Below are 11,014 nucleotides of genomic sequence, written 5' to 3' on the forward strand. Positions count from 1 at the left end.
CGTCCAGAGGGAGAGCCGGTGGCGAGTGACCAGGGCACCAACCAGAGCGTGGAGAAGGCGGCCGCCGTGCTGAACGCCTTCCTCGCCGGCCAGCCCGCGCTGCGGGTGTCCGACGTCGCCCGTCACGCCGGACTCGGCCAGTCGACCGCGTCCCGCCTGCTGGCCACCCTCGAATCCTGCGACCTCGTGCAACGCGACCAGCTCAGCGGCCTCTACCAGCTCGGCCCGGCACTGATCACGATGGCCGGCGTCGCCCTCAACAGTCACCCCGTGCACCGCGAGGCCCGCCAACGCGCGCAGAACCTTGCCGCGGAACTCGGCCTCGGCGCCAACGTCGCGATCCGCAGCGGTGCCACGCTGTTCTACCTGTGCAACTTCGAGGGCACCCTCGCCCCGCGGTCGTTCGTGCTGATCGGCCAGCACAACCCGCTGCACGCCACCGGGCTGGGCAAGTGCTTGCTGATCGGCACCGACGCCCAGCAGCGCCGCGCGCTCCTGCCCGACCTGCCGCCCTACACCACGTCCACCATCACCGACCACACTGCCCTCGACGCGGCCGTCGAGCGGGCCGCGCAGCGGCGTTACGCCACCGAGGTCGAGGAACTCGCCCTCGGGCGGGCCTGCATCGCCTCCCCGATCCTCGACCACACCGGCACGGTCTGCGCCGCGCTGTCGGTCTCCGGACCGCTTTCCGCGATCGACCTGGACACAAGGGAGGCCGAGTTGTCCCGCATGGTCATCGAAGCCGCCGACGCGATCAGCACCGGGCTGGGCTACCTCGGCCCGGCCGACCGCATCCCCAGCCGGATGCAGGCCGTCCGATGAGCACCGACACCGCCCACCCGGACACCACCGGCCGCACGCCGGCGTCCCCGCCGGCCGGCAACCGCCCGCCCCGGTCGCTCGGCGACGGCGCCTTCGCCGCGCTGCTCATGCTGCCCGCCCTGGCGATGCTCGCCGCGATCGTCGTCTACCCACTGCTCGCCTCCCTGGTCACCGCGTTCTTCGAGCAGAGCCTCGTCGAACCCGGCCGCACCTTCGTCGGGCTGCAGAACATCACCTGCCTGCTCGGCGGCGACTTCTGGCGGCTGCTGCGCCAGACTCTGGTCTTCACCGTCGGCGCCACGATCGCCCCGTTCCTCGTCGGGCTCGCGCTGGCGCTGGCACTGAACACCCGCATCCGGGGCCGAGCCACCCTGCGCGGGCTGCTGCTCATCCCCTGGCTGGTGCCCAGTGTCGTCGTGTCGTTCCTCTGGATGTGGATCTTCAACGCCAACTACGGCCTCGCCAACGGCGCGCTGGAGGTCCTCGGGTTGATCGACGCCCCGCAGGCCTGGCTCGCCCGGCCGGGCACCGCGATGACCGCCGTCATCGTCGCCAAGACCTGGGCCAGCTTCCCGTGGATCATGGTGATGCTCCTCGCCGGACTGCAGACCGTACCGCTCGAGCTGCACGAGGCGGCCGAGACCGACGGCGCCGGCGCGGTGCAGCGGTTCTTCGCCGTCACCCTGCCGCACCTGCGCGGCATCATCGGCATCGTCCTGCTGCTGGAACTGATCTGGAACTTCCAGCACTTCGACCTGATCTACGTGATGACCGGCGGCGGCCCCGCCGGCGCCACCGAAACCTTCGCCACCGCCGTCTACGAGACCGCCTTCCAGGGCTTCGACCTCGGCCGCGCCGGCGCGCTCGGCCTGCTCTGGATGGTGCTGCTGCTCGGCATGGTCGCGATCTACGTCCGCCGATCCGAGCGGGAGGGACAGCTGTGAGCAAGCGCTCCGCACGGGACACCCGCGGCTCCCGCGCCGCGGCCTGGATCGCCGTCGTCGTCCTCGGCGGGTTCGGGTTGCTGCCCGTCTACTGGATGCTCGCCACCGCGTTCACCCCCGCGCAGCAGACGTTCCGCTACCCGCCGTCGTTCTTCCCCACCGAGCTGACCCTGGACAACTTCGCCCGGCTCGCCGACGAGCCCGCGCTGGCCCGGTACCTGCTCAACAGCCTGGTGGTCTCGGTCATCACCGCCGTGCTGAGCGTCACCGTGTCCGCATACATGGGCTACGCCTTCTCCAAGTTCCGCTTCCGTGGCCGGCGCAGCCTGATGTACTTCGTGCTCTCCTCGCAGATGTTCCCCCAAGCTCTGCTGCTCGTCACCCTCTACGCCCTGTTCAGCGCCTATCACCTGCTCGACACCTACACCGCGCTGGTGCTGTCGTTCACCACCTTCACGCTGCCGCTCTGCGTCTGGATGCTCAAGGGCTTCTTCGACACCATCCCCGACACCCTCGTCGAGGCCGCCCGCGTCGACGGCGCGTCCCGGCTGCGCACCATCCACTCGGTCATCCTGCCGCTGTCGGCGCCCGGCCTCATCGCCGCCGGACTCTTCGCCTTCGTCCGCGGCTGGAACGACTTCATCTTCGCCCTCACCCTCGCCGGCCGCGAGAAGACGACGCTGCCGCCCGGACTGGTCAACGCCTTCCTCGGCGAGGCGACCGCGCAGTGGGCCGAACTCATGGCCGCGTCCCTGATCGCGTCCCTGCCCGTCGTCGTCGCGTTCATCGCACTCCAACGATTCCTGGTCGGCGGGATCACCGCCGGTGCCATCAAGGGATAACCCCCACCCGTCCCGGAGGTCCACCAATGAGTAGCAACCTTTCCCGCAGGGACATGCTCCGCCTCGTCGGACTCGGCGCCGGCGCCGTCGGCTTAGGCGGCCTGGCCGCCTGCGCGCCGAGCGCCGACGAGCCCGACAAGGACACCGCCAAGTCCGCCACCAACTTCTCGTTCGCGTCCTGGAGCCTGGCCGACAACGCCTCCAAGGCGAAGATCGAAGAGCTGATGAGCGGGTACGGCAGCAAGGCGGGCATCACCGTCAACGGCGTGCCGCTGGCCTACAACAACTACCTCAACCAGCTGACTCTCCAGGTGCGCGGCGGACAGTTCAGCGGCGCCGCGCAGATGGACATCGCCTGGCTCGCCGGCCTCGCCGCGCTCGGCAAGCTACGCGATCTCGGCGACGTCGCCAAGGACGCCGGCTACACCGAGGCCGCCCTCACCTCCGGCAAGGTCGACGGCAAGCAGGTCGGTCTGCCCTGGACGACCGCCGCAATCGGACTGATCGCCAACCGTGACCTGATGCAGAAGGCCGGCATCACCACCGCACCCGCCACCATCGTCGACTTCGAGGCCGCGCTGCGGGCCCTGAAGGGCACCGGGGTGATCCCGTACGCCGCCTCGACCAAGGTCGCGCAGCTCAAAGACATCCTCATCTGGATGCAGACCTTCGGCAGCCCGCTGCTCGACGGCGACAAGGTCACCGTCGGCGACGACGCCAGCGTCGAGGCGGTCACCTGGTACAAGAAGCTCTACGACGAGAAGCTGATCGCCCCGGACGTGGAGCGCGTCGACGCCCGAACCCTGTTCGCCCAGGGCAAGACCGCGATGTACGACGACGCCATCGTCGGCCGGGACTTCGTCGTCAAGGGCTCCCCCGACAAGTCCATCGCCGACAAGCTGGACCCGATCGCCCGGCCGGTGAAGAACGCCGGCGACAAGCCCCGGGCCGTGCAGTGGGGCCACGCCGTCGTGGTCGTCGAGGGGGAGGGCGCCAACACCGCCACCGACTTCGCCAAGTGGCTGACCTCCGACGAGCAGACCGTCCTCGGCTACTTCAAGGACCTCTCGCTGCCACCCACCACCACCGCCGCGCTCGCCTCCGAGCAGGTGAAGACCGACCAGTTCACCTCGCAGTTCAGCGAGCGCATCACCGCCACCGCCACCCCGAACCCGTTCTGGAAGTATCCCCAGTATGCGCAGATGGAGACGGCCATCTCCGAGCAGGTCCAGGCCGTGCTGGTGGGCAAGACCAAGCCCGCCGACGCCATGCGCGAAGCCGGCCGGGCGGTGCAGGCCCTCATCAAGTGACCGACACCGCGCGCGACACCGGGCTGGTGGCGGCGATCGCCGAAGCGACCGCCGCCACCACGCCGCGGATCTGGGGCTTCGGCGTCGGCGGCACCCTCATTGCCCTCCTCCGGGCCGGCGACGCGCTGCATCGGCCGGACCTGACCCAGCGGGTCGTCGACCTGGTGACCCCGTCGCTGACCGCCCCGCCGGATCCCACCGACCACCTCATCGCCGTGGAGGCGATGCTCGCCCTCGCCGCCCGCCGACCCGGGATCGACGTCGCCGACGTCTGCCGGCGGTGGTTGGCGGCGGTCCGGCACGCCCGGCCCCGGCACCCGGGCGGACCGCGGCTGCACCGGCCGGACCTGCCGCCGTGGCAGTCGACGATCTGGGTCGATTGCATGCACACCGACGGGCCCGGCCTTGCCGCGCTGGGCCACCCCGACGAGGCCGTCGCGTACGCCACCGCGTACGCCGCCGCGCTGCAACTGCCGAACGGGCTGTTCCAGCACGGCTACGACACCGCGGCGCGGCAGGGCAATGGCGTCGCCTGGGGCCGCGGGCAGGCGTGGGCGCTGCTCGGCCTCACCGACACCCTCACCCGGGTGTACGACGGCGGGCTCGCCGAGCGGCTGACCCGGCTGGTCGGCGCCCTCGCTGCCCACGAACGCGACGGGCAGTGGACGACCGTCGTCGACGACCCGGACGCGCCGGTCGAGGCGAGCGTCGCCGCGTACCTCGCCTGGACGGTGCCCCACGCGATCGACGCGGGCCTGGTCGATCCCGCCCACCGCGCGATGGCCGACCGGGCCTGGACCGCGACGCTGCGCCGGCTCACCCCCGGCGGCACCCTCGCCGTGTCCGAGGCGACCCCGGTCGGCGCCGCCCCCGACTACCACGACCGCGCCCTTGGCGCCTTTCCCTGGGGGCAGGCCCCGGTGCTGCACGCGGCACTGGACCGCATCGCCGCGGCGGCGCCCACCGGCGACGGACCCGACGAGGAGGAGAGCAGATGAAGGTCGTCGACGTCCGCAGCTACGCGGTGCGCGCCAAGCCCGCGGAGACCTACTGGGGTGCCCGGGCGTGGAGCGCCGACCACGGCAGCGCGCTGGTGGACTACCCGCCGATGGAACGCCGCCGCTACGTCTACAGCGACACCATCGACGCCGTGCTGGTCCGCGTCGAGACCGCCGACGGCGTCGTCGGCTGGGGCGAGGCGAAGGCCCCGGTCGGCGCCCGCGCCACCGCCGCCATTCTCGACGACCTGATCGCGCCGCTCGCGGTCGGCTCCCGGCTCGACGAGATCTCCCGCACCTGGGACCGCGTCTACACCGGCATGCGGGTCCGCGGCCACGACAGCGGCTTCTGGCTGGAGGCCCTCGCCGGTCTCGACATCGCCCTCTGGGACGCCTGGGCCCGCACCCTCGACCAACCGCTGCACGCCCTGCTCGGCGGCCGGTACCGGGACACCCTGCGGCTCTACGCCTCCGGCGTGCCCGCCGCGCCCGCCGGCTCCGGTGCCGAGGGCCAGCGGGCGGTGCGCCGGGAGGCCGAACGGCTGCGTGACCTCGGCTACGACGCGGTCAAGGTGGCCATCGGTGCTCGCCCCGAGGACGACATCGCCTCCGTGCAGACCGTCCGCGAGGTCTTCGGCGACCAGGCGTCCGTCTACGCCGACGCCGCCGGCCAGTACGAGGTGCCACAGGCACTGCGGGTCGGCCGGGCCCTCCAGGAGGCCGGCATCGGGTTCTTCGAGATGCCGCTGCCTCCCGAGGACCTCGACGGGTACGCCACCCTCGCCGCGCGGTTGGACATCCCGCTCGCGCTCGACTCGCTGGCCACCCGGCACCGGGCGCTGGAGTTTCTCCGCGCCGGCGCACTACGGGTGCTTCAGCCCGACGTGTGCCGGGCCGGCGGCATCACCGAGACCATGCGGATCGCGGCGCTCGCCGACGCGTTCGGCGCGCAGGCCACCCCGCACGTGAGCATCGGCTCGGCCGTGCACTGGTACGCCAGCGTGCAGTGCGCCACGGCGATGCCCAACTTCGCGGTGCTCGAACACTGGATCGGCACCAACCCGCTCACCGCCGTCGCGCCGGACGCGGTCGCGCCGCTGCGCGGGCGCTGCGAGGTGCCGCGCGGAGCAGGCCTCGGCATCACGGTCGACGAAGAAGTGGTGCGGACGCTGACCGGTGGCTGACGCGACCGTTCAAGCGTTCCGCCGTACGCCAATGGCGTGTCACCCGCGCGTCGCGCTGTGCCCGTGCCAGCGCGGCGGTAGGACGGTCTTGATCCACGACCACAGCCCAGCGCGCCGGCACCTTCCCTGAGCCACCTGGCCATGCTCGGAACCCTGCCTGCGGTGGCCAGGTGGTCGGACGCTCGGTCGCAGGGGCGCATCCGACGACCGCGGCAGCCGTGCGGGCGATCAGCACGTCGCTGGCATTCGCACACTGATCACGAGTGCTGCGTTCCTTGTTCGTCCGCAACCTGAATGATCGTCTTGCCGGGCGTGCGGCGGTGGCGGGCGAACGCGGAGGCCGTTTCGGAAAGCGGTCGCACGGCGCCGACGATGGGGTTGAGCCGTCCGGTCCGGAGGCGCTGGGCGAGGTCGGTCAGCCGGGGGCGATCAGGTTCGACGACGAAGAAGATGGCTCGCCCGTCCTTGGGCTGCACGGTAGGTGGCATGGCGATGGTGACGAGGGTGCCGCCCGGGCGTACCAGTTCGGTCGATCGCTCGAGGATGTCGCCGCCGATGACGTCGAACACCACGTCCACCTCGCCGACGTGCTGCAAATCGTCGGCGTCCAGGTCGAGGAAGGCCTGCGCGCCGAGGCCGAGCGCGACATCACGGTCGTCGGCTCGGCCGGTGCCGATCACGCGGGCGCCCACCTCCCGCGCGAGTTGAACGGCGATCGAGCCGACGCCGCCCGCCGCGCCGTGAATGAGGACGGTCTGGCCGGTCGTGAGGTGGGCGTGGTCGAACAGTCCCTGCCATGCGGTCAGTCCGGAAATGGGCAGCGCTGCGGCCACGGTGTGGTCGATGTCGGCCGCGAGGGGGGCGAGGTTGCGAGCCTCCACCCCGGTGTATTCGGCCAGGGATCCGTTGCGGGTCCAGTCGGTCAGTCCGAGCACCCGCTGGCCCACGGTGAGGCCGGTGGTTCCGTAGCCGAGCTCGACCACAACTCCGGACAGCTCGTGCCCGGGGATGCTGGGTGTCCGGTCGCGACCGGCGCGATCGGACCACGTTCCCGGCCAGTCGAGCTCTCCCGGGGTGAAGCCTGCGGCGTGCACGCGCACGATGACGTCGTTTTCCGCAGCGTGGGGGTAAGGCATGTCGGTCAGGGTGAGCCCGCTGACACCCGCGTCACGGTCTCGCACGATGATCGCTCGCATGCTCGAATCCTCTCCAAGAAAGTTCGTCGGTGTGGGGTGGTTGTGGGGTCTCAGCACGGGGTCCGCTCGTGGCGCGCGTGGTGCCGGCCCCGGCCGCGGAGGTCGCGGATCGCCCGTCGTCGGTGCGCTGGTGAGCCTGGGGGCGCCCGGCGTCAACCGCGGCGATCACGGACAGCACAGCGACGAACGCGATGTAGAGGTAGGCCGTGGCCTCCAGCCCCCACCAGCGGACCAGCAGCCCGGCTGCCAGAGACGGGACGCTCAGTGCCGTGTAGCTGATCACGTAGGCGGCCGAGAACACCTCCGACCGGGCCTTCGCGCTGGTCGCCGCACTGATGACGCGGAGGGTTCCGTTGAACGTCAACCCGACGCCCAGTCCGGCGGTGACCCAGCCGATGACGAAGACGATCACGGAGGTGAGCACCAGGGCCACTGCTCGTCCCGCGGATCGCCGTGCTCGCCGCCGCCACGACGAGGGCGGCGACCAGCACCGGACGGCGACCCAGGTGATCGCTGAGCGACCCGACCGTCAGCAAGGCGCCGAGCAAACCGGCGACGTACCATCAGCATCGTCACCGAGAAGCCCCAGCGCTCCCGGTACAGCGGGTAGATCGGGGACGGCGCGCTCGCGGTCGCCATCATCAGCACGTTGGCGCAGACGAGCAGGACGAACGAAGCACGACGTCCGAGACGACGCCCGTTGTCGAAGTGACCCACACCGTTCATCGCGTGGTCTCGTGAAATGTCCAATCAGCTCGGCCAGGGCGAACCGACGATGCGCTCGACCGTCGTCACGCGCTGGAAGCCGGGGATGAAGTGTTCGAGCACGTCGGAGTTCACGGTGCCGTTCGTGGTTTCGGGGCGGTTCTTCAGCCCGTCGACGTAGGCTCGCAGAAACTCGTTCTTGAAGTCCCCTCGTGGATGGACGGCGAGGATTTCGCCCAGCTGATCGTGCTCCAGTCCGTCCAGGCCGAAGCCGAGCACGTCGGTCAAGACACCGAGGTACGTGGTCGCGATTTCCGGGGCCATCCGGTCGGGGATGCCCGGCGTGGTGTGCAGCGCGATCGCCGTCCAAACGGTCTCGGCTGCGGTCGTCGAGAAACCCCGGTCCAGGAGGAACTTGCGCGCGTGGTCGGCGCCATCGACTTCGAAGCGCTGCTCGACGTCGGAAAAGGGAGTCAGGAGGCCGGTGTCGTGGAACATGGCCGCCAGATAGAGCAGCTCCGGGTCCGGTTTCACGCCAAGCTTGTGAGCGTGAATCAAGCTGAAGAAGAAGACCCGTCGGGAGTGGTGGTAGATGAGGGGGCTGGTCGTCTCCTGGATGCGCCTGGTCGCTTCGGCGACCGCCGCTGTCTCAGGGATCTCCAACCCCGCGATGACCTCTCGCATGATCTCTGACCTTCCGGGAAATGTGCGCGGACCGTGTTTCCGACCTCCATGCTGCCCACCGATCGTCGTACGGCGCCGCCTTCGTCCGGCCAGGAATCACTTATATCCGGACAGGGCGAAATCGCAGTCGTGTGCTCCACCACGCGCGGCACCACGTCCCGCAGCCGGGTCCAGCGCCTGGCCTGCGACTTCGCGTCGTCGGTCACGGCCCGTTCCACGCGACGCCTGGTGTCGGGTTCATCGCGTGAGTCAACCGGGCATCGGTTGCGGCACGAGGATTTCGTAGACCAGCCTTAGAACGGCTCCGGCGCTTCTTGAACAAACCCGCTGTGCACGTAATCAGCCGAAGATCACGGAGAGTTCGTTTACATGCAATAGTCGTAACGTGAGCAACCCCGCCCACGAGGATCCCCGTCATCTCCGGTAATGGCGTGCTACCAATAAACGGTGTCCATGCCTCCTGTTTCGCCGACCCAACGGCGGTCAGTGCCGCCGGAGTCCGGCCGCTCACCGCGGGGATCCGGCTCTGAAGGGACCGGAGTGGTGAACGCTGGCCCCCATCGCGTCGCGATCTTCGTCTACGACGGAGTGACGTTGCTGGACGTCGCCGGTCCCGCGGAGGTGTTCAAGGAGGCGAACCGGTTCGGTGCCGACTACCGGATCGTGCTGCTGTCGCCGACCGGTGCGGACGTCACGTCGAACCTCGGGGTTCGGATCGCGGTAGACGGCGCCGTCTCCTCGGAGCCGGCTTTCGACACGTTACTGGTGGCCGGGTCCGACCGCTATCCGCGCGCCCGTGTCCCCGCCGACCTGGCGGACGCCGCGCGGATACCGGCGGCTGTGGCCGGCCGGGTCGCGTCGATCTGCACCGGAGCGTTCGTCCTCGCCGCTGCCGGCGTCCTCGACGGCAAGCGCGCGACCACGCACTGGCAGGTCGCGCACGAGCTTGCCGCCCGGTATCCGACGTGCCGCGTCGAGCCCGACGCGATCTACGTTCGCGATGGCACCACGTACACGTCGGCAGGGGTGACGGCCGGTATCGATCTGGCGCTCGCTCTCGTCGAAGAGGACCACGGGCCCGACCTGGCGCGCGACGTCGCACGCGCCTTGGTGGTGTACATGCAGCGTGCGGGCGGCCAGTCCCAGTTCTCGGCACCGCTGCAAGGACCGCCGCCCCGGTCGCCGGCTCTCCGCAAAATCACCGACTTGGTGACGGCGAACCCCCGCGGGGACCACTCGCTCGGTGAACTCGCGAAACACCTCAACGTGAGCACCCGGCACCTCACCCGGCTTTTCCACGACGAGCTGTCCACGACACCGGCCCGCTACGTGGAAAACATCCGATTCGACATGGCCAGGGCACTGCTCGACCAAGGACACACCGCGACGCAGGCCGCGACCCTTGCCGGGTTCCCCAGCTACGAAAGCATGCGACGGGTTTTCGCCAGGAAGCTGTCGATCAGCCCCGCCGCCTACCAACGCCGGTTCAGCACGACCCGCCGCGCCAACGCGGGTTAGTACTCCAGTTGCAGTTGAGGGAGCTGGTGTCTTCGCTGGTAGTGGCAGGTCTGGGGGCGGTATTGGCGGCTCCGCCGAAGCCGTTTGCTGGTCCCGCCATCTGCGACTCGGATCCCATCCGCAACGTCATGACCAGCGCTTCCTGCGTGGTGACCTCTTCGGCGGACCCCAAGGCGTCACGGTTCGTGGGTGTCCTTCGCAGCGGAGGTGTCCTCATCTGCCGAGTCGAGTGCGTTGAAGCCGCGCTTCAGGGAACATCCACTCCAGCGGCTCGCTCGATTCTCTTGACCACCTCACGTTTGCCGCGGGTGTAGGCCCTTGAATTGTCGCCACACGAATGGAGCAACTCGGCCTTGACCGCGGCGTACTCGGCTGCAGCGAGCGGATCGCGGCGCAGCTGATCGCGGAAGGCTAGGATGCGCCGCCAGTAGTCACCGCTCACGATCGTCAAGTGCAGATGGTGGCTACGCAGATGCCTCCGATCGGCGGGACCCTTTCGGAAGACCTTGCGCGCGGGCTCGTGTTTCTCTGCGGCTGGATCCCAGACGTAGCCCACGGCTTGCAGGGCTTCCCGGATCTCGTCGGAGCGTCGGTAATCGGCCACGCCGACCATCAGGTCGATGACCGGTTTGGCAGGCAGCCCTGGAACGGCTGTGGAGCCGATGTGCTCGATGGCGTGTGGAACCCCCACCAGGGCCTCGGCGATGAGGTCTGCCTCCTGTTGGTACGCCCTCGGCCAAGCAGGGGGCAGGTTCAGCCGGTCGTAACATTTGATCTTGGCGGTTGGGTGGGACAGGATGTTCCGCTG

At 69.8% G+C, this 11,014-nt stretch carries 11 protein-coding genes; 7 read left to right on the top strand and 4 right to left on the bottom strand.

Annotated elements, in window-relative coordinates:
- Positions 1-18: 18 nt before the first annotated feature.
- Genes ACFOYX_RS08290 through ACFOYX_RS08315 form a run of 6 tightly spaced genes read left to right on the top strand, consistent with a single transcriptional unit; the run spans position 19 to position 6,103 of the window.
- Positions 19-825 (top strand): IclR family transcriptional regulator, encoded by an 807-nt coding sequence (locus tag ACFOYX_RS08290; RefSeq protein ID WP_322440178.1) that lies wholly within the window; start codon positions 19-21, stop codon positions 823-825.
- Complete coding sequence (locus ACFOYX_RS08295; RefSeq protein ID WP_322440177.1) at positions 822-1,769, top strand: sugar ABC transporter permease; 948 nt, start codon at positions 822-824, stop codon at positions 1,767-1,769. The genes ACFOYX_RS08290 and ACFOYX_RS08295 overlap by 4 nt, the downstream gene beginning before the upstream one ends.
- Complete coding sequence (locus tag ACFOYX_RS08300) at positions 1,766-2,611, top strand: carbohydrate ABC transporter permease (RefSeq protein WP_322440176.1); 846 nt, start codon at positions 1,766-1,768, stop codon at positions 2,609-2,611. Before ACFOYX_RS08295 ends, ACFOYX_RS08300 begins: the two co-directional genes overlap by 4 nt.
- Before the next feature lie 26 nt (positions 2,612-2,637).
- Positions 2,638-3,921, top strand: a complete 1,284-nt coding sequence (locus tag ACFOYX_RS08305) for an extracellular solute-binding protein (protein ID WP_322440175.1) — start codon at positions 2,638-2,640, stop codon at positions 3,919-3,921.
- Positions 3,918-4,919 carry a glycoside hydrolase family 88 protein gene (locus ACFOYX_RS08310; protein WP_322440174.1) on the top strand — a complete coding sequence of 334 codons (1,002 nt, stop codon included), beginning with the start codon at positions 3,918-3,920 and terminating at the stop codon, positions 4,917-4,919. Before ACFOYX_RS08305 ends, ACFOYX_RS08310 begins: the two co-directional genes overlap by 4 nt.
- On the top strand, positions 4,916-6,103 hold the full coding sequence (locus tag ACFOYX_RS08315) for a mandelate racemase/muconate lactonizing enzyme family protein (protein WP_322440173.1): 1,188 nt from the start codon (positions 4,916-4,918) through the stop codon (positions 6,101-6,103). The genes ACFOYX_RS08310 and ACFOYX_RS08315 overlap by 4 nt, the downstream gene beginning before the upstream one ends.
- Before the next feature lie 257 nt (positions 6,104-6,360).
- Here ACFOYX_RS08315 and ACFOYX_RS08320 read toward each other — a convergent pair whose 3' ends face one another.
- From ACFOYX_RS08320 to ACFOYX_RS08330, 3 genes are all read right to left on the bottom strand, one after another.
- Positions 6,361-7,299: an NADP-dependent oxidoreductase gene (locus ACFOYX_RS08320; protein ID WP_322440172.1), complete on the bottom strand. Its 939-nt coding sequence runs from the start codon at positions 7,297-7,299 to the stop codon at positions 6,361-6,363.
- Positions 7,271-7,732, bottom strand: a complete 462-nt coding sequence (locus ACFOYX_RS08325; RefSeq protein ID WP_322440171.1) for a hypothetical protein — start codon at positions 7,730-7,732, stop codon at positions 7,271-7,273. The genes ACFOYX_RS08320 and ACFOYX_RS08325 overlap by 29 nt, the downstream gene beginning before the upstream one ends.
- A 317-nt stretch (positions 7,733-8,049) precedes the next feature.
- A complete protein-coding gene (locus tag ACFOYX_RS08330) occupies positions 8,050-8,688 on the bottom strand; it encodes an HD domain-containing protein (protein WP_322440170.1) in 639 nt (212 codons plus the stop codon).
- Positions 8,689-9,231: 543 nt separating this feature from the next.
- On the opposite strand from ACFOYX_RS08330, the gene ACFOYX_RS08335 reads away from it, so the two are divergent.
- Complete coding sequence (locus ACFOYX_RS08335; RefSeq protein ID WP_322440169.1) at positions 9,232-10,206, top strand: GlxA family transcriptional regulator; 975 nt, start codon at positions 9,232-9,234, stop codon at positions 10,204-10,206.
- 247 nt (positions 10,207-10,453) lie between these two features.
- On the opposite strand, the gene ACFOYX_RS08340 is transcribed toward ACFOYX_RS08335, so the two are convergent.
- The coding region (locus ACFOYX_RS08340) for a GrpB family protein (protein WP_377533861.1) at positions 10,454-11,014 on the bottom strand (561 nt) is incomplete at its 5' end.

This window comes from Micromonospora sp. GCM10011541 (assembly GCF_042650725.1).
In the GTDB taxonomy this organism is placed as follows: Bacteria; Actinomycetota; Actinomycetes; order Mycobacteriales; family Micromonosporaceae; genus Micromonospora; species Micromonospora sicca.